Annotated in this window: 11 protein-coding genes; 7 read left to right on the plus strand and 4 right to left on the minus strand. The window is 59.5% G+C overall.

Annotation, left to right across the window (positions count from 1 at the left end):
* Nucleotides 1-394: 394 nt before the first annotated feature.
* The 4 genes from R3C19_10790 (at nt 395) to R3C19_10805 (ending at nt 9,935) form a co-directional block, all read left to right on the plus strand.
* Nucleotides 395-3,433 (plus strand): PAS domain S-box protein, encoded by a 3,039-nt coding sequence (locus tag R3C19_10790; GenBank protein MEZ6060841.1) that lies wholly within the window; start codon nt 395-397, stop codon nt 3,431-3,433.
* A 130-nt stretch (nt 3,434-3,563) separates the two neighbouring features.
* Nucleotides 3,564-4,004: a response regulator gene (locus tag R3C19_10795; GenBank protein ID MEZ6060842.1), complete on the plus strand. Its 441-nt coding sequence runs from the start codon at nt 3,564-3,566 to the stop codon at nt 4,002-4,004.
* A 134-nt stretch (nt 4,005-4,138) separates the two neighbouring features.
* Complete coding sequence (locus R3C19_10800) at nt 4,139-7,390, plus strand: chemotaxis protein CheB (GenBank protein ID MEZ6060843.1); 3,252 nt, start codon at nt 4,139-4,141, stop codon at nt 7,388-7,390.
* Nucleotides 7,391-7,394: 4 nt separating this feature from the next.
* A complete protein-coding gene (locus R3C19_10805) occupies nt 7,395-9,935 on the plus strand; it encodes a chemotaxis protein CheB (GenBank protein ID MEZ6060844.1) in 2,541 nt (846 codons plus the stop codon).
* A gap of 98 nt (nt 9,936-10,033) precedes the next feature.
* On the opposite strand, the gene R3C19_10810 is transcribed toward R3C19_10805, so the two are convergent.
* The 4 genes from R3C19_10810 to R3C19_10825 form a co-directional block, all read right to left on the minus strand.
* The gene (locus R3C19_10810) at nt 10,034-11,509 is read right to left on the minus strand and encodes a DUF1501 domain-containing protein (GenBank protein MEZ6060845.1); all 1,476 of its coding nucleotides are present in this window, start codon (nt 11,507-11,509) and stop codon (nt 10,034-10,036) included.
* A gap of 2 nt (nt 11,510-11,511) precedes the next feature.
* Nucleotides 11,512-13,848 carry a PSD1 and planctomycete cytochrome C domain-containing protein gene (locus R3C19_10815; GenBank protein MEZ6060846.1) on the minus strand — a complete coding sequence of 779 codons (2,337 nt, stop codon included), beginning with the start codon at nt 13,846-13,848 and terminating at the stop codon, nt 11,512-11,514.
* 383 nt (nt 13,849-14,231) lie between these two features.
* Nucleotides 14,232-16,178, minus strand: a complete 1,947-nt coding sequence (locus R3C19_10820) for a translocase (protein ID MEZ6060847.1) — start codon at nt 16,176-16,178, stop codon at nt 14,232-14,234.
* A 76-nt stretch (nt 16,179-16,254) separates the two neighbouring features.
* Nucleotides 16,255-16,725 carry an FHA domain-containing protein gene (locus tag R3C19_10825; GenBank protein MEZ6060848.1) on the minus strand — a complete coding sequence of 157 codons (471 nt, stop codon included), beginning with the start codon at nt 16,723-16,725 and terminating at the stop codon, nt 16,255-16,257.
* A 742-nt stretch (nt 16,726-17,467) separates the two neighbouring features.
* On the opposite strand from R3C19_10825, the gene R3C19_10830 reads away from it, so the two are divergent.
* The 3 genes from R3C19_10830 (at nt 17,468) to hemB (ending at nt 20,535) form a co-directional block, all read left to right on the plus strand.
* Entirely contained in the window at nt 17,468-18,268 is an 801-nt protein-coding gene (locus tag R3C19_10830) for a peptidylprolyl isomerase (GenBank protein MEZ6060849.1), read from the plus strand.
* A 114-nt stretch (nt 18,269-18,382) separates the two neighbouring features.
* Entirely contained in the window at nt 18,383-19,528 is a 1,146-nt protein-coding gene (locus tag R3C19_10835) for a hypothetical protein (GenBank protein MEZ6060850.1), read from the plus strand.
* Nucleotides 19,525-20,535, plus strand: a complete 1,011-nt coding sequence (gene hemB / locus R3C19_10840; protein MEZ6060851.1) for a porphobilinogen synthase — start codon at nt 19,525-19,527, stop codon at nt 20,533-20,535. The genes R3C19_10835 and hemB overlap by 4 nt, the downstream gene beginning before the upstream one ends.
* Nucleotides 20,536-20,555: the final 20 nt, after the last annotated feature.

Genomic DNA, 20,555 nt, shown 5'->3' on the forward strand with positions numbered 1-20,555 from the left:
CCGATGCCGCGAGTTGCCGGCACCGCTGCATTTCCCTGTGCGGTTGTTATGCTGCGCGGTGATCTCCTGTTTGCTTTACGGACGCCGACAAGTGCCGGTTGCGGCAGCCGGAAGCGGAGCACTCAGCATCCCGATACGCCTCCACCTGGCAGTAGGTTGAAAAAAGGTATCTTGTTGAAAAAGGTGTCTGGAACTCTCCGGCGGCTCAGTTTCGACGTTCTTCCGTGCCGCCACCAAAGTTCCAGGCACCTTTTTCAACGCCGCCTGTTTCAACGCGCTGCTGGCCGATCAGTGACCTGCTTCCCGCGAACGTTGTTGCACGATGGCCGCGCCGGACAAATTTTCACGAGCCACGGGCTCGCAGCAGCATTCCCGATTGCGGATATTTGCTGCTGTGGCGACGTGCTATTTTCTGTTCGCGGAAATCGGACACGCCCTTTCGTTTCCCGGTGATTTCGCGACGTTCTGGCTGCCGTCGGGACTGGCGCTGGCGGCGTACCTGTCCGTTCCGACGCGTCGCTGGCCGTGGGTCGCGGCGGGAACTCTGGCGGCAAACCTGGTCTCCGACGTTTTCTTCCACCACAAGACGCTGCCTGTCAGTTGCGGCTTCTGGATCGCGAACTTGACGGAATCGCTCAGCGCGGCCTGGCTGACTGTGCGATTTCTGAGCCAGCCGTTTCGACTTGCCAGATCCGACACCGTCATCGGGTTTGTCCTGCTTCCCTGTCTGGTCTGCACTGCGATCGGCGCGACACTGGGAGCTGCTGTCGTGACGTATGCCTTCGGGGCAGACTATGCCGACACCTGGCGCATCTGGTGGAGCGGTGACGTCCTGGGGATGCTGATCGGATGTCCGTTCGTGCTGGTCATCGTCTCGAGTGTGACGGACGGCAATTCGTTCGTGCAGTTGAAGTCGCGGCGCCGGAACTCAAGATCGATCTGGCTGTTTCTGTCGGTGCTGGCTGTTCAGATGCTGATCGCCGAATTCGTCTTTGGCAGGCAGACACAGCGAATTGCGTACGTTACGTATCCGGTGCTGCTCTGGCTGTCGCTTCGCTTTCATATTGTCGGGGCGGCAACGGGACTCTTCGCAACGGCACTGATCACTGTTGCACACACGGCAAACGGAAACGGTACGTTCGGTGAGATTCCGGAAGTGGTTGTTCGTGCGTCCGTGCTGCAGATCTTTCTGTTCATTACGGCAGCGGCATTCCTGATCGTCGGTGCTTCCGCGTCGGAACGGACTCAGGCCCAGGCTTCGCTGCATCGAACCAGGGTCGCTCTGGATACTGCCGGCGACGGAGTCATGTGGGTCGATTCCGCGGGCCGGTTGCTGTACGTCAACGACGCGGCATGCCGACGGCTGCAATACACGCCGCAGGAATTGCTGACGATGACAGTGTCCGACGTCGATTCGGACCCCGGCTCGGTCGACGAATTCACAGACGAATTGTGGCCGCAGCTTACGCAGGGAAAACACCTGACGCGCGAACGGCGATACCGTCGAAAGGATGGAACGACGCTGCCGGTCGAAGTCTCGACGCACTACATCGATTCCGGAGATCAGCCGTTCGCGTGCTCATTCATTCGCGACATCACCGATCGCAGGCGACAGGACAAGCTGTTTCAGGCCACGTTTGAGTCCTCCGCGCTGGCACTTGTGCTGACTGACTTCGACGGCAAAATCGTTCTGGTCAATGATGAAGCCCGGCGGCTGTTCGGCTACGACGGCGACCAACTGGTGGGGCAGACGATCGAGATCCTGGTGCCTGCGGAATTTAAAGTGCGGCACCGGCTGCTGCGGGAGGAATTTGTCAAAACGCCCGAGAAACGGCGAATGCAGGGCGGACGCGACCTGGTCGCCATTCGTGCGGATGGCTCCACAGTTCGAGTGGAAATCGGACTGAATGCGTTTGTCACCGAAGATGGTTCGTTCGTGCTGAGCACCATTGTCGACATCACTCAGCGCGTCGAAGCGCAGCGGCAGCTTGAAGAATCGCAGTCCAAACTCAGGGTCGCCGTGGAGGGCGGCAACGTCGGGCTGTGGGACTGGGATATCGCCACGAACCGCGTGTCGTATTCCGATGAATGGCACGCGCAACTGGGCGAACCGCCCGGCACACTCAGCAGACTCAGCGACTGGGAATCGCGAGTTCATCCCGACGACCGCACGGAGGCACTGAGGAACGTGGCGGAACTGTTTGCCGGGTCAGGAGCCGAATACGAATCGACGTTTCGAATGCGGCATCGTGACGGTTCTTACCGCTGGATCCTGGCCCGCGGCCGACTGTTCAGAAACGAAAACGGCGAGCCTGCCCGGATGGTGGGGACTCACGTGGACGTCACAGAACGGGAAGACATGCGTTCGCGGCTGGAAGCGTACCTGAAAGTGCTGGGATCAACCGACGGAGGATGGGACTGGGACGTGAACTCCAACCGCGTCGAATATGCGCCGCGATTTCGCGAGTTGCTGGGGTTCAATCCTGCGGGCGATCCGGCCTTCCCGGATACTCTGGAGGCGTTTGACCGGCGGCTGCATCCGGAGGACAAGGCCGGAGTCTGGAACCGTATCCGGCAGCATTTCGAAGAGCGGCTGCCCTACGACCACGAGTTCCGGATGCGTCTGAAAAACGGCAGCTACCGATGGTTTCGAAGTCGCGCCGATACGGTGCGAGACGCTCACGGCAGGCCGGCGCGCATGGCGGGTTCCATCTACGACGTGACGCGGCAGAAGGAAGCGGAACTGCGGCTTCAGCAAAGCAACAACGATCTTGAAGAGTTCGCCTATGTGGCTTCGCATGACCTGCAGGAACCGTTGCGAGCCATCGGTGGCTTTTGCCAGTTGCTCGAACGCAAATACAGCGAACGCCTGGATGAACGGGGGCTTGGATACCTGCGCCACGTGGTCGATGGCGTGGCCCGAATGAAGGACCTGATCCAGGATCTGCTCGATTTCTCGCGAGTATCCAGGTTGGAACTCAACACCGAGCTGGTGGATCTGAGTCAATGCGTGGCACAGGCGGTGGACAACCTGAAGACTGCGATCACGGACTCCCAGGCGTCGATCGAAGTCGGCGAGCTGCCGAAGATCCACGGGCAACACGGTCTGTTCACACAGCTCTTCCAGAATCTTATCAGCAATTCGATCAAGTTTCGGATTCCCGGTACGTCCCCGCAGGTCACGATCTGCGCGGCCGTTCATGATTCAAGCTGCGTGATTGAGGTGGCGGATAACGGAATGGGAATTCCGGAAGAGTACCAGGATTGCATCTTCACAATGTTCAAGAGACTTCATCGCCGTGAGGAAGTTGCCGGAACCGGCATAGGACTGGCACTGTGCCGCCGCATAGTCGATCGCCATCACGGCACGATTTCCGTACGATCCGCTCCCGGCGAGGGGGCAACCTTCGTAGTCACCCTTCCCATTGTGTGATTTCAGTGGTTGTCTTCCCGTGACAGCAAAGCTTTGAGCCAGAGAAAATCGTCGGCCGCACGGCTTCCGCCGGAACCGGTTTTCGTTTGCCAGCATCCTGACATCAACAACATGAGCAAAAAGAGGCAACATGACCGACGAACACAAGCCCATCGACATCCTGCTGGTGGAAGACAGCGAGACGGACGCCCAGTTGACTCTGGAGGCCCTGGCCGAAGGCAAGATCAGGAACACGGTCGCTCACGTGCCGGATGGTGAAGAAGCGATGGCATACCTTCGAAGGGAAGGAAAGTATGCAAATGCCACTCGTCCGGACCTGATCCTGCTGGACCTGAACATGCCGAAGCTGGATGGTCGCGACGTACTGAAGGCGATTCGGTCAGACGAAGAGCTGAGAGTGATTCCGGTGGTTGTTCTGACCACGTCAAATCAGGACAGAGATGTGCTGGAGTCCTACGGCCTGGCCGCCAACAACTACATCGTAAAACCCGTCGATCTGACGCAGTTCTTCAGCGTCATTCAGGAAGTGCAGGAATTCTGGGTGACAGTCGTACGGCTGCCGCCCAAGTGATCGGCGCTCGCGGACTGCATCCACCAGGTAAATGGCAGTCGCGGGTTACATGCAAACGGCCGGGCGGCTTTGATCGGCAGCCCTGAATGTTGCACCTGATTTCCCGGGCTCACCACTGAATACAGGACACGTTTGTGGACCAATCCGTCAACACTCCTCGTCTGTTCGTTGGCATCGGGGCCTCCGCCGGCGGCCTGGCCCCGATTGAAGAGTTCTTCGACAACATGCCGAATGACAGCGGCCTGGCGTTCGTCGTCGTGCAGCACCTGTCACCGGACTTTAAGAGTCTGATGGATCAGTTGCTGGCGCGCCATACTCGGATGGCCATTCACAAGGTGACCGACGGAATTGTGGTGGAACCGGATTCCATCTACCTGATTCCGCCGGAAAAAAATATGGCTCTGTCACAGGGCCGACTGTTGTTGACACAGCAGACCGGTGAACGCAGCCTGAAGCTTCCGATTGATTTCTTCTTTCGGTCACTGGCCCGGGAGTCCGGAGAAAAGGCGGTCGGCATCGTGTTGTCTGGCACGGGCAGCGACGGTTCCCGGGGGATCAAGGATATCCACGAAGCAGGTGGCGTGGTTCTGGTTCAAAGTGAAAACAGCGCGGCATTCGACGGTATGCCGCGGGCCGCCATCCAGACGGGGATCGTGGACATCCTGTGCGAACCCCACGAAATGCCGAAGCGCATTATGGATTATGCGGCCAGCGGCAGCCGCGCTGAAGTCAGCGTTTCGCAGCAGGAACAGGAACCGGAAGGCGCATCGGCCATGTTTCGGATTCTGCGGCTGTTCCGGCTGCACTATGGCGTTGATTTTGGGCTGTATAAGCCGGCGACGATTACTCGCCGCGTCGAACGCAGAATTCAAATGGGCAGTTTTCGTGATCTGGATGAATACGCCGAGGTTCTGGAAGGCAGCGACGAGGAAATGGAAGTTCTGTTCCGGGACCTGCTGGTCGAAGTCACGCAGTTCTTCCGGGACAGCGCGGCGTTTGAACGCCTGCGGCGCGACGTGATTCCGGAGATGATCCGGCGGTCTCAGCCGGGCGAGGAACTGCGGGTCTGGGTTCCGGGTTGCGCAACGGGTGAGGAAGCGTTCTCGCTGGGCATGCTGTTCTTTGAAGGGATGCAACAATTTGGCCGTGACCCCGAATTCAAGATCTTCGCAACCGACGTTCACCGAAGTTCACTGGAAACGGCCAGCACAGCCGTCTATCCGGCATCGGCTCTGGATGGCGTGCCGGATGAGTTCCGGATGAAGTTCTTCACGCGGACGAACGGACTGTGCCACATCAAGCGTGATCTGCGCCAGCGAGTCATCTTTGCCGCCAACGATCTGACCAACGACCCGCCGTTCACGAGAATCGATCTGATCAGTTGCCGCAATGTGCTGATCTATCTGGAACCCAAAATCCAGAAGCGAATTCTGTCGCTGTTTCATTTCGGGCTTAAGACAGGCGGGATTCTGTTTCTGGGACCCAGCGAGACCGTCGGCGACCTGGCGCCGGAGTTCGACACAATTGACCGGCACTGGCGCATTTATCGCAAGAAGCGGGACGTGCGGCTGCCCGAAGCGACGCGACTGCCGGCCAGTCCGGCGCTCAGCACCGTCATTCGGGGAAAGCAATCCGGCGTGGTCGTGGAAGCGCCACAGGCGTTTCGTCAGGCGTGGCTGGCGTCCGCTGCTGAAGAACTGCTTGCCAAATACGTTCCGCCCAGCCTGATGGTCAACGAATTCAATGAACTTGTCCACACATTCGGCGACGCCCGAAAACTGCTGGTGCAGCCGGAAGGCCGCCCGACTCTGGATGTCCTGAAGATGCTCACCGGCGAGCTGCGGTCTGCCACAAGCGCCGCTCTGCTGAAAGCGAAACAGGACGACGAGCCGGTCGTGTTTCTGGACATTCGCGTCAAATCTGACGGCGAAACACAAAGCTACAAGCTGACAGTCGAACCCTACAAAAAATCCGCTCAGAGTCTGTTTCTCATTTGTATGGAGCCGATGGAAACACCGGTTCGAGGACCTGAAGTCGCGGAGGAATTTCGGGCCGGCGACTATTCCGACGAACGGATCACTCAACTGGAACGCGAACTGGGGTACACCCGCGAGACTCTGCAGGCGACCGTCGAGGAACTGGAATCCAGCAACGAAGAGCTTCAGGCAACCAATGAAGAACTGATCGCTTCCAACGAAGAACTGCAGAGCACAAACGAGGAACTGCACAGCGTCAACGAAGAACTCTATACGGTCAACTCAGAACACAAGCAGAAGATCGAGGAACTGACGCAGCTGACCAGTGATATGGACAACCTGCTTCGAAGCACCGATATCGGCACGATCTTTCTGGATCAGGACTTTCGCATTCGAATGTTCACACCGGCGATCGAAGCCGCGTTCAACGTCATGGAACAGGATATCGGCCGGCCCATCGATCACATCGCCTACAAGCTGGACAGCCCGCATCTGCTGGCCGATGCCGCTGATGTGCTGAATACGCGTGAACCAAAGGAAGTGGAAGTTCAAAACAGCGACGGGCGCGTCTATCTGCAGCGGATGCAGCCCTATCGCACGGGTGACGGCGATGTCCGGGGTGTCGTGCTGACGACCACCGACATCACCGCCATCAAGGAAGCCGAACGTGCTCAGCGAACCATGATGACACTGGCTCAGATCAACGAGGAACTGCCGGATTTTGCTTATGCCGTTTCCCACGACCTGCAGGCTCCCCTGCGGCATATCAGGCAGTATTCAGAGATTCTGGAAAAGTCGGTCACGTCCGACGACCACGAAAAGATGGCGAAGGCCACACGAGTCATCGGAAACAGCGCCGTGTCGCTGAGTACGATGATCGAAGGCCTGCTGGCTTATTCCCGCATCAACACGCGCGGCCGGCCGATGGAACGTGTCGACCTGACCGAAGTCGTCGATGATGCAGTTCTGGACCTGACCGGCAGCATCGAATTCCAGGGAGCCAGTATCCAGGTCGGCGACATGCCCGTTGTTTCGGGTGACCGGCAGCAACTGCAGACGCTGTTCTTTCACGTCATTGACAACGCCATCAAGTATCGCGGAACTGACGCGCCCATGGTCACGGTCACTGCCGAAGCAGACGATGGGCATTTCCTGATTTCCGTGCGAGACAACGGGATTGGAATCGACAGCCGACACGCTGACCGGGTCTTCACAATCTTCAAGCGGCTTGGGTACAAGGACGATGTCCCCGGAGCCGGCGTAGGTCTGGCGCTGTGCAAACGTATTGTGGTTCGGCACGGAGGGCGTATCTGGGTGGAAGCCGGGACCGACGGCGGAACCATCGTCTGCTTCACTCTGCGCGAGTTCCAATTCAGTTCCGCTGCCGAGGAACGTATTGCCGTGAGGTAACACCATGAATTCCATCACCAGTGACAGGCGGTTCGCCGAAGATGACGAAGATACCGCCCGCGTTGTCAGCACCATTGTCGGTATTGGTGCGTCAGCCGGAGGTCTGAAAGCTCTGGAAACGCTTTTCGACGGCATCTCCTCCGGCACCGGGATGGCGTTTGTCGTCGTTCAGCACCTGTCTCCCACCTTCAACAGTCTGATGGACGAGATCCTTTCGCGGCACACGAAGATGCGGGTGATCAACGCCGCTGACGGGATGGAACTGAAGCCGGATTGCGTCTTTTTGATTACTCCCGGCAAGAACCTCAGCGTCCGTGACGGACGGCTGCGGCTGACGGCGATGGACCGTGAGCAGATTCAGAAGCCGGTTGACCTGCTGTTTCGGTCGCTGGCCCAGAGTTTCGGCAGCAGAGCGGTGGGTGTGGTTCTTTCCGGAACCGGTAACGACGGTTCGGCCGGAATCCGCGAACTGCGGCAGTGCGGAGGAACAACGGTTGTGCAGTCACCGGAAACCGCTCAGTTCAACGGGATGCCGTCCAACGCCATCGCAACGCACTGCGTCGATCTTGTGCTGCCGCCCGAGGAAATCAGCCGCTTCCTGAATCGATTCCCGGTTCACCGCGAAGGGCGGATCACGGTTGAGGAGTTTTCGTCGGATGAAGAACTGACCGGTGTCAACCTGGTGTTTTCGCTGCTCTGCGAACGATACGGGATCGACTTTGCCGACTACAAACCCTCCACCATCGCCCGGCGCATCGATCGCCGGATCCATGCGACCAATAGTCCGTCGCTGCAGGCCTACGCCGACAAACTGCAGGGTGATAATGTCGAACTGGATGCCCTGTACCACGACCTGCTGATCGGCGTTACGAAATTCTTCCGCGACACCGAAGCGTTTCTGGCGTTTGAGGGACATCTGCGGCAGGTCGTCCGCCGACTGCCGGTGGACACCGAACTGCGCATCTGGGTGGCCGGCTGCGCAACCGGTGAGGAAGCCTATTCGCTCGGCATGCTCGCCGTTGATGCCTTTGAACGGTGCGGCCGCGAAGTCAAAATAAAGATCCTGGCAACCGACGTCCATCAGGCAGCACTGGATACCGCGGCCCGCGGAGTCTATTCAGGCGAGTCGCTGGAGTTTGTTTCTCAGGAGCGTCAGAGCGCCTTTTTCGCTCCCGTGGACAGTCATCAGTACCGGGTTCGTTCGGAGATTCGCCGGCATATCGTCTTTGCCCGGCACAACGTGCTTCAGGACCCGCCGTTCACCAGAATGCACATTGTCACGTGCCGCAACATGCTGATTTACCTGCAGCCGAACGCTCAACAGTCAGCGATTGCGTCGTTTCATTTCGCGCTGGAGCCGGATGGTCTGCTGATGCTTGGTTCCAGCGAAACGCTGGGCCGGCTGCAGGACGAATTTGACACGCTCGATAACACGTGGAGGATTTATCGAAAGCTGAGAAACCTGCCGCGGCTGATCGCAGGCAACAGCGTTGACGCGGAGTCCATCGCTCGCGGCCCGCGACGGCTGGTCAACATTCTGAACCGGGACAAACCCGATCAACTGAGTTTCACCAGCCTGCTGGAAGCCTACGACCTGCTGCTGGCGCAGTTTATCGATTGCGGACTGCTGCTTGACGAAAACCGCAACATCCTGCACACGTTCGGCAACGCGCATCGTTTTCTGCATAACTCCGCCGGCCGGTTTACGGGCAACGTTGCCAGGCTGCTTGGCGGCGACGCCAGAACGGTAATTTCCGCGGGCCTGGTTCGGGCGGCCAGAGAGCCACAGGCCCGCTTTGTTCTTCGAAATGTCAGCTTCGACGTCAATGGCGATTCCCTGCGAGCCGATGTCACGATCCGCGCGCTGCAGGGCAAAGGCGCTCGTGTGGCGTGGTTTGTTGAATTCACGTCCGGAACCGATGCCGTATCGCAAGGTAAGGTCGAAGACACCGAAGTGCGCATCACGCAGGCAGGTGATGACTACTCGTCGCTCGAAGCCGAACTGACCTACACGAAGGAAAGTCTGAGCGCCACCATCGAGGAGCTGGAAGCGAGCAACGAAGAGCTTCAGTCCACAAACGAGGAGCTAGTTGCGTCCAACGAGGAACTTCAGAGCACCAATGAGGAACTACACAGCGTCAACGAGGAACTCTATTCCGTCAACGCAGAGAACCACCGCAAGATCACTGAGCTTCAGGAAGTGACGGAAGACATCGAAAACCTGCTGCGCAGCACAGACATCGGTACGGTTTTCGTCGACGCAGACCAGAGAATTCGCAGGTTTACCGAAGCTGCCACTCGGTTCTTCAACCTGGTTGACCACGACATCGGCCGCCCACTGGCCAACTTCACGCACTCACTTGCAATTCGTGATCTTCCCGCCGCAATCAGGACCGTGCTGGCCGGCGGACAGCCATACGCGACGAGAACCCAGGCCGCCGACGGCCACGATGTTCTGGTCAGAATTATTCCCTACGTCAGCGGAGACGAAAACAAGGGAGCGATTCTGTACCTCGTGGATCTCGACGCGATGCGAGCCGACTGAGTCCCTGTCACAGCCGCGTGCGTTATTCGCGGTGTGCAATCGCCGAATGTCTGACGCGAAACCGGTATTCTGCCGTCTTGAAACACATCGACGAAAATTCACGCCAGCAGGCCTTCGATCACTTCCGATTCGCGAGTGATGTTCGTCAGTCGCTTGTCGACTCCCTGGTGACGATACGTCAGCCGTTTGTGCCGGATGCCAAACAGATGCAGCAGCGTCGCCTGGAAGTCATTGACATGGATCGGATCGATGACGGGATTCCAGCCGATCTCGTCGGTTTCGCCGTGAGTGTGGCCGCCGCGGGAACCGCCGCCCGCCATGAACATACTGAACGCGTTGGGATGATGATCGCGTCCGGTGACGTCTGCGCTGCCGCCGCGATTTTCGCCCAGCGGTGTCCGCCCGAATTCGCCTCCAAAGACCACCAGCGTCTCGTCCAGCAGACCTCGCTGTTTCAGATCGCGAATCAACGCCGCGACCGGCTGGTCGACGCAGCCCGCGTTGTAGGACAGTTCGGCGTCCAGTCCTGAATGATGGTCCCACGACGCGAAGATGATGTTCACGAACCGGACACCGCGTTCGACCATGCGCCGCGCCAGCAGGCAGTTGCGGGCAAAGCCGGAATAATGATTGCCGGCACCGACTCGGGCGGACCGCTTTTCCGGCTCCGGCCGATTGATACCGTAGGCGTCCAGCGTCGCCGCCGTTTCGCCGGTAAGATCGGTCAGCTCCGGCGCGGCTGCCTGCATGCGGTACGCCAGTTCGTAGCTGGAAATGCGGCTTTGAATTTCCGGATCTCCGACACGATCCAGGTGCCGTTCGTTCAGCGCCCGCAATGCATCCAGTCCCTGCCGTTCCAGCGAATCCGGCAGGCCGGACGGCCGTTCCAGATTCAAAATCGGCGGCCCCTGATTTCGCAGCAGCACGCCTTCGTGAACGGACGGCAGATAACCGCTGCTCCACAAAGTCGCGCCGCCGCTGGAACCTCGCCCGGATGTCAGCACCACGTAGCCCGGCAGATTCTGGTTCTCCGTTCCCAGACCGTAGCTAAGCCACGACCCCATTGACGGCAGCCCAAACTGAGCCTGGCCGCACTGCATCATCAGTTGTCCGGGATGATGGTTGAACTGATCCGTGTGCAGACTGTTCATCAGGCAGATGTCGTCGGCGCACGCGGCCACGTGAGGCAGCAGGTCTGAAAACCACGTGCCGCTTTGTCCGTGCTGAGTAAACCGTCGCCGCGATGCCATCAGGCGGGCACTGTCCTTCTGAATGAACGCGAACCGCACGCCTTCCAGCAGCGATTCCGGCAGCGGCTGACCGTGCAAACGGTTCAGTTCCGGCCGATGGTTGAACAGATCAAGCTGCGACGGAGCGCCCGCGTTGAAGATGAAAATGCAGCTCTTCGCTTTCGGTTCGAAGTCAGACGGCTTCGGCGCCAGAGGATTGACGGGAGCCGTCTCGCCGCCGAACGCTCCATCCGCCGCCAGCATCGATGTCAGAGCGATGCCACCCAGTCCGCTGGCGGCAGTCGCAAAGAAGCTTCGACGCTTGTGGGCATGAATTGTGTTCACGTTCAACTCCTCGTCAGGAACTCATCCAGATTCAGCAGGACTCGACAGACATTGATCCACGCCGCCTGTTCCGCAACGACCGGCGCTTCGTCCGCATTGCTTCCCGCCAGCGCCCGCGCGTCATCCGGATTCGCGGCGAAGTGATCACGAGCGGTGTGCAGCAGATCGGTCATCTCCGCGCGTTCCCGATCATCGGCACTTCGGCCGACGGTAATCCGCAGCGCCTGATCCAGTCGATCAGCATCGGACATCTCACCTGGAAACTCATTCAGCAGCCGCCGGGCAAACGCCTGCGCGGCTTCGTGATAGACTTCGTTGTGCAGCGTGGCCAAAGCCTGCAGAGGATTGTTGCTGCGGTCTCGTTCGGCCACCGTCAGACTGCTGTCCGGGCAGTCGAACGTGCTGAGATTCGGGTCAATCGCGGTGCGTCGAAAGAACGTGTACAGCCCGCGGCGATAGCGGTCTTCGCCTTCCGACGCCCTGAACTTGAAACTTCCGGCATACGTCTGCTGAGCCACAATTTCCGGCAGCGGCGGAAAGACACTCGGGCCGCCTGCTTTTCGACTCAGCAGCCCGGCCGCCTGCAGCGAAATGTCCCGCACGATTTCCGCTTCCACGCGAAAGCGATTCTGTCGCGCCAGAAGGCGGTTGTCAGGATCGAACGAAACCAGTTCCGGCCGGTGCGAGGAAGACTGCTGGTACGTTTGCGACGTCACAATCAACCGAATCAGCGCCTTGCGACTCCAGCCGTTGTCCATGAACGACCGTGCCAGATAGTCGAGCAGTTGCGGATGCGACGGAGCGGACCCGCGCGAACCGAATTCCTGAGGCTGGTCGGCAAGAGACCGGCCGAACAGGTGCAGCCAGATCTTGTTGACGGCCACGCGAGCCGTCAGCGGATTTGTTTCGCTGACCAGCCAGTTGGCCAGATCCAGCCGATCGGGCATCGCGCCGCGAGGTTGCACGGTCCCCAGATTGCGCGGGACGTTGGGCGCGATTTCGCCGCCATCAACCTGCGGTCTCTGAAAATCCCCGCGCGTGAAGACGTACGTCGCGCGGCGATTCTGCTGCCGCTCAGTCATGTAGCGAGTGAAGCCTTTGCCGTTGTCGTAGCCTCGCAGTTGGCTCAGTTCGCGCTGGCAGTCGTCGCTCAGGTCCTTGTCCTCGACCTGTCGGTTCAGCAGGTCGACAATTTTCGCCCACTTTTCGCGACGTTCGCCGCGCAGCTCAGCCGCGTTGGTCGGTTCAGAACCAAGAAAATCGGCGCCTAAGTCCGTGTTGTTGAAGAATGCATACAGCCGATAGAAGTCTGTCTGTTCCAGCGGGTCGTACGGATGGTTGTGGCATTGAGTGCAGCCGACGGACGTTGCCAACCAGACGGTTCCCACCGTGCCGACCGTGTCAATCACGCGCTTCGTGCGGTCTTCTTCTGAATCGACTCCGCCTTCCAGGTTGAACTGCGTCTGAAGCTGAAACTTGGTGGCGATCAGGTCGTCCTGCGAAGCGTTCGGCAGCAGGTCTCCCGCGATCTGCCGGCGTGTGAAGTCATCGAATGGCATATCGTCGTTGATGGAACGCACAACCCAGTCACGATATCGCCAGGCATCGTCCTTGGCGCTGTCCTTTTCATAGCCTTCCGAATCGGCGTAGCGGGCTTCGTCGAGCCAGTGGCGTCCCCAGCGTTCGCCGAAGTGCGGACTGGAAAGCAGCTCGTCCGCCAGCGCCGCTGCGTCACCGCTTTCGACGAATGCACTGACCTGAGAGGGCGTCGGCAGCAGACCGGTCAGATCCAGATACATTCGCCGGACAAGAACGTGCCGGTCCGCCCGCGGCGCTGGTGCCAGGTTTCGCTCACTCAGCCGAAGACGAACGCACCAGTCGATCGGATGCTGCCCTGCGAATTGTGCTGCGTCCGGCAGCGGCGGCACATCAGCGTGCGACCAGTGTACTGGCCATTCGGCGCCGTCCCGAATCCATTCGGTCAGCAGTTCAATTTCCTTCGGCGAGAGCGGGTCATGACCTTCCGGCGGCATTCGGAGGCTCAGATCGTCACTGGTGATTCGCGCCAGCAGTTCGCTGCCGGCAACGTTGCCCGGTTGAACGGGAACGCTGCCGGAATCGGCTGCCGTCGTCAGGCGTTCGCGGCTGAGTATGCTGAATCCGCCGCTGGCTTTGACTCCCCCGTGACACGAAGCACAGTGGTCGTTCAGGATCGGCCGTATGTCACGTTCAAAGTCGATTGGAGCCGCCGAAACGATGGTCACGAACAGCAGTGTGATCGTCCCGAAGGCGAGGCTTCGCGCGACGGTTTTCAGCGGCAGCAGGCAGCGATTCAGCATCAGTTCGTTCCGCGCAGATCGTCGTGGACTGATCGGAGGCGTATCAAAGCGACTTGACCGCTGATTTTACCGCACAACGGACAGCGATGCACGAACCCCGCTCGACTTTGCGTTCACAGCGTATCACCAACCACCGCGACGTCTCTGGCCACAGATTCACACAGATCAACACAGATTGGCGATTGAAACACGCGCGACAGTGGTCGAATCTGACAACCACAGTTCACTGTCCGGGAAACACGGCACGAGGCGATCGTCGAACAGGTCGACTTCGCCGACTACACCAGCACCGCTTGGAGTTGGTGCAGCAGTGGGAGATTTCGCATCAAGGAATTGCAGTTGCGCACGCTGCAGTAGCTGTGCTGCGTGAAGAAGCGGCGCCGTCAGGATTCGGTCAGTTCGAGGTATGGGTCCAGGCCCATGTTTTCGTACTGTTCCAGACGCATGCGTTCCTGTTTCAGAAGATTCTTCCGCTGTTTGCGGTGAGTCTTTTCCAGGAACCGCTGCACTCGCCGGAAGTAACGCAGCCAGGATCGTGCGAGTGCTCCCTTCTTGCTGGCGATCGCCATTTTCTGCTTTCGGGCGACTTCGCGAGGTTCGCGGCAGCGCAGCAGTTCGTCTTCCAGAGACAGGAAGAACTGAAACGAACCGGGGTCGCCCTGGCGTGCGGCTCGACCGACCAACTGGCGGTCGATGCGTTTGGAACTGTGCATTTCCGTGGCGATGACGTGAAGACCGCCGGCTTTGCGGACGCTGTCGTCCAGAAGGATGTCGGTTCCGCGTCCGGCCATGTTGGTGGCGATGGTGACTCGCCCCGCATGGCCGGCGTCCTTGACGATTTCCGCTTCCTGTTCGTGGTAACGGGCATTCAGGATCTTGTGGCTGATCCCGTTTTCCTTCAGCACGATTCCCAGAGATTCCGACGCTTCCACCGACGGCGTTCCGACCAGGACAGCGCGACCGGCGGTGATCATTCGGGCAATTTCAGCGCTAATCGCGGCTCGCTTGGCCTGCTGCGTCTTGAACACTTTCACAGCCAGTCCCCTGCGAATGCAGCGCTTGTTCGTCGGAATTCTGGTGACCTTCAGTTTGTACGTCTTGCGCAGTTCACTGCGGGCCGGAACGGCAGTTCCCGTCATGCCGCACAGATTGGTGTAGTTGCGGAAGAAGCTCTGCACGGTCACTCGAGCGGCTTCACCCGTGGCGGCGGTGATGGGTACCAGTTCCTTGGCTTCGATGGCCTGATGCAGTCCGTCCTGCCACTTGCGGCCGTCCATGATGCGGCCGGTGCCTTCGTCGACGATCACGACCTTGTCGTCGACGATGACGTAGTCGCGGTCGAGTTCGAAAGCGTGTCGCGCGGTGAGAGCTTTTTCCACCTGAGTATAGATTCGTTCCGTATCCATCGAACTCAGCAGCGTCGGCTTGGACATCAGCACGACCTTGCGGCAGCCGGCATCGGTCAGCCATGCGGAGCGTCTTTCCGGTTCGTAGACGTAGTCGGTGCGGGGTTCCAGTTGAAACGTCGCCCGGTTGCTCCAGCGAAACAGGTTGACCGTGGCCGGATCGTTCGGCTGAGTCAGTCCGATAATCAGCGGCGTGCGGGCTTCGTCGATCAGGATACTGTCGGCTTCGTCAATCAGCGCAAAATAGTGGCCGCGCTGAACGGGTTCTTCTCCGCCCTGCAGAGTTCGGACGAATTTTCGCAGCGACGGGCTGCCGTCTTCCGCGCTGGCTCCCTTGCGCAAACGGTCGCGCAGGAAGTCGAAACCCATTTCCTTGGAGGTTCCGTAGGTAATATCGCAGGCGTAGTTCTGCCGGCGTTCGTCCGCTTCCATCGAGTCCAGAATCTTGCCGACGGACAGTCCCAGCTTGCGATGAACGGGCCCCATGGTTTCGGCATCGCGATTCGCCAGATAATCGTTGACGGTGATGACATGACAGCCGTAGCCGGGAAGTGCGCGGAGGAACGACGTCATGGTGGCGGTCAGTGTCTTGCCTTCGCCGGTCTGCATTTCGGCGATGTGGCCTTCGAACAGTGCGATCGCTCCCATGATCTGCACTTCGAAGTGTTCCATCTTCAGCACGCGGCGAGCGGACTCGCGGACGAGCGAAAAGGCTTCGGGCAGCAGCTTTGCCAGCGGTGTGCCAGCTCGGGCTTCCCAGCGGATTCTTCGGCCGGCCGCCAGCAGGTCGTCGTCGGTCAGCTTATGCAGCCGTTCGCTTCGGCGAATGACGCGTTTCGCCATGGACCGCCATCTCGACCGGCGAGCGGCGGACGGCAGGAAACCGGACTTCGTCCAGTGGAAGGCAGTGGAGGCACCAAGCATTAGCCGCAGCGGACCTCACTTCGACGTGAGAAATCAACGGTGAAAATAGTGTCTGCCGAATCTCGGCCGACGATCGCTACTCTTCGCTGAGCCAGTCCATGATGAAATTGTCGTGCGAACTATCGCGGCGGCGACTGCGAGTCTTCGTGCGACCGGAAGCTGCCGGCATGCGACCGGGACCGCTGGAGGCAGCCGCCAATCCGGCCTTTTCCATCAGGCCCATGGCAAACGGGTCTTCATCTTCGGGCGGAGGAGCGTTGCCGCTGACAATGTATTCAATGCGAAAGCAGTGTTTGGCAATCTGAAGTTCGTCGCCCGGCATCAGCGGCTTTCCCGTCGTGCGTTCTCCGTTCACCTTGATGCCGTTGCTGCTTCCAAGGTCCCGGATGTGCCAGTAACCGTCCTTCATTTCCAGTTCGCAGTGGTGAGACGAAACGTTTGGAAAGGAAAGGCAGATGTCGCATGACGACCGGCGTCCGACCAGCAGTTTCTCGTGAAGCAGCGGTATCGGATCGCCTCCACCACACGGATTCAACTCACCAAGCATATGCACATTCCTTGAGTCCACGACGGTCGGCAAAGATGAATCTCCGACGTACCGCAGAACAGTACGGCGGGGAAGACGGGCGACGGCGAAAAATTCAGCACGGATAATGCCGAATCGGCCAAATTCACGGGAAACTCGCGATGACGGGCTTTCTGCTGAAAATTGTGACGCTTTTGACGACAACGCCGAAAATGCCACTCACCAACACTGCGCGATTCTGCCGCAGTGTCGCAAATCGCAACACTTCCGCCACGACTGCCGCCACGACTGTCGGGCGCCGTTCGAAGCATTCCGGGCCAGCGGCCGCTCTGGTCATTCTGGTTTGAACAGCCACCGCAGGCTTGTCAGTGAACCGTCCTGTTCCGACGTGGGCATGACCGTAACCTTCCCGGCGTCGTCCGTCAAACATTTTATGCCGCAGAATTGCACACCGCGCGGACCAGCAATGCCGAACGAGGCGTTGCCGCCGTTGGAAGTTCGGTGCGACATCCGGTGGCGGCCCGACTTATGCCTCGAGCGGGGAAAAATGAGGCGTTCAGGCCCGCGGCAGTAAGAGCTGCAAGATGCCTCAGAGTCCGCCGCGGCCAGCTTAATCGACTTCCGCCGGATCAACCGTCGCGGAATGTTTCCGGGGCTGGTATGTTGCCGCATAGCTGCCGACATCCCAAAATGCCGGGGCTTGTCATCCTGATGCGGACGGTTTGTATTCCGGTTCCCTGTTCTGAAGCGAGGTATCAACTGCATGTCGTCGCTGAGTTCCTGCCTGCCAGCCTTCGTACGTCTTGCGGTCGCGGCGGCGTTGTTCCTTCCGGCGTCTGGCTGTTCCAACGCTCCTGTTGACGATGCGCCGCCGATTCTGACGGCGATTGAGGACGTGCAGAAGGAAGTCGATCAGGCGGAAAAGCAGAAGCGAGCCGCGGAAGCTCGCGCGCGTGCCGCAACCAATGCCAGCCTGCCGGATGCCGGTTCATCCATCGACATGTCCGACGTGCCGGAGGAAGGCAGTTTTCGCGTCCTGTTCGAAACCACGGCCGGCAACTTCACCATCGACGTGCACCGCGACTGGGCACCGATCGGCGCCGAACATTTCTATCAGCTCGTCAAAGCCAACTTCTACAACGACGCGGGCTTCTTCCGTGTCGTGCCGAATTTCATGGTGCAGTTTGGAATTGCCGCGGATCCGGCAACCACCGCCAAATGGGATCAGTCCATCAAAGACGATCCGGTCAAGCGCAGCAACCTGAGAGGGTTCGTGACCTACGCAAAGATGAACCAGCCGAATTCACGGTCGACGCAGGTGTTCATCAACTATCAGGACAACTCGCGACTGGATCGAGACGGGTTCGCCCCGTTTGGCATCGTTGTCGACGGGATGGAAGTTGTCGACAAGATCAACGCGGAATACGGCGAACGCCCCGACCAGGAGTCTCTCAGAGCCGGCGGAAACGGGTATCTCAAGCCGACATTTCCAAACCTCGACTTCATCAATTCGGTTACCATCATCAAGGACAACACGGCTTCCGCGGAACCGCCGCAAAACTGACGATCGTGGCGGAGGCAACCATCGCGCATCTTCGATTTCGAACCGACGACGGTCGCGGAAATGTCGTGCGTCCCACCAGTCCCGTCGTTCCAAATTTACTCACGGATTGAGCCATTGAGATTTCGAACCAAACAACGCCCGCGAGGATTGCTGCGGCCGACCGATCAGGTGCGACTGACTCTGCTGGTCGCGGGCTTCGGCATCGTGCTGCTGGGATTCAGCGTTGCGAAACGGCCGCAGGTCTGGAACACGCTGTTCGGCGAACAGACGGCGACGGGCGCGACTGACGATTCCAGGACGGAACTGCAGGTGACCGGGAACTCGCTTCGCGCCGACGAATTCTTTGCTGCGCCGGCCGACAAATTCGATTCGGATACGCTGCCGGCGGAAGACACACTATCGACGGAAGGCACGTCGGCGGCGGATAACGTGCAGGTCGCACGGAAGCCGGTCGTCGAACAGGACGGTTCCGCTCCAGTGTCCAAACCATCTGCATCCGCGGCCCTGACGATGCCCGAAGATCTGCTGAAGAACGTTCACGACGACGTCATCGGGGTTCATTCGGACGAATCGGTCGCCTACTACGCCGCTTTGAAAATGGCGGCAATGATCAAACCGGAGACCGCCGCAAAGCTGGATGCAGGCAGCTTCGCGCTGTTCATGGACGCCACCAGTGCCTCCCGCGGCAAAGCCTTCACGATCGACGGCAGGCTGCGGCGGCTGTCGGTTCAAAGCCGGGCCGCAAATGAATTCGGGGTCGGCACACTGTACGACGCCTGGCTGACAACCGCCGATTCCGGCGACCGTCTGGTGCATGTCGTGGCAATGTCGATCGATGAGAAACTGAAGCCGGCCGACGCCTACGGCAAGCATCCGCCGGACGTTCGCTTCACGGGATATTTTCTGAAACGCGAAGGCTACGCGACCCGTGACAGCGTCAATATCGCTCCCCTGTTCCTTGCCGGAGCATTGAAGGAAATCCCTGAACCGGCCGCCGTGGTCACCCGCTCGGAGCAACTGACGCCATACCTCTGGCGGCTGACTCTGGCGGTCTGCGCGGGAATCGCGTTCATCTGGTGGTCATTCCATCGCAGCGATTTGCGGCACCAGCAGTCGCGCGTCCGACAACTGGCCAGACAACCGGCGACGGCATCGTTTGAAGGAGTTTCGTCGGTTTCCGTGAAGGAGACTCTGCACCAGTTGGAAGCGGACGCCAATCGCGCGGAATCGCCGTTTCCGGAATTGAGGTCCAGCCCATGACCCTCGGAGACAGGGAATCCGCCGGACGATTTCCGGCGATCCGGATGCGAAGAAACCGCCGGCACGACTGGTCGCGAAGGCTGGTGCGGGAACATTCACTTTCGGTCGATGACCTGATACTTCCCGTGTTTGTGACGGAAGGCAGCGGCATCGAACAGCCGATCGCCTCCATGCCGGGCGTCCATCGCTACAGCATTGATCGAGTCGTCCCATGCGTTACCGGCGCTGCCGAGCTGGGGATTCCCGCCGTGGCCGTGTTTCCCGTGACGCCTGTCGATCGCAAAACGGAAGATGGCGACGAAGCCACGAACCCCGATAACCTGATCTGCCGCGCGATGCGAGCGATCCGCGACGCGGGACTGCCTCTGGGAATCATCGCGGATGTCGCGCTGGATCCCTACACGACTCACGGACAGGACGGAGTCCTGCACAACGGTTACGTGGCGAACGACGAAAGCCTGCAGGTTCTGGCTCGACAGTCGGTGGTTCAGGCCGAAGCGGGATGCGACATCATTGCTCCGTCCGACATGATGGACGGACGCGTCGGCGTCATCCGAAAGGCTCTTGATGACTCGGGTTTTCAGCGAGTGCAGATCATGGCCTATTCGGCGAAGTACGCGTCGGCGTTTTACGGACCGTTTCGCGACGCCGTGGGCTCCGCCGGAAACCTCGGCAAAGGCGACAAGCGGACCTATCAGATGGACCCGGCCAACACCGACGAAGCACTGCGGGAAGTCGCTCTGGACATCGCCGAAGGAGCCGACATGGTCATGGTCAAACCGGGAATGCCGTACCTGGATATCGTCCGGCGGGTGAAGGACGAATTTCGAGTACCAACGTTTGCGTACCAGGTCAGCGGCGAATACGCGATGCTGAACGCCGCGGCTAAAAACGGCTGGCTGGACCGCGATGCCGTGATGCTGGAAAGTCTGCTGGCGTTCAAGCGAGCCGGAGCCGACGGCATCCTGAGCTACTTCGCTGTCGATGCCGCGAAGCTGCTGAAATAACCCGCGCGGATCGTCGATCG

This window comes from Planctomycetaceae bacterium (assembly GCA_041398785.1).
Lineage (GTDB): Bacteria > Planctomycetota > Planctomycetia > Planctomycetales > Planctomycetaceae > JAWKUA01.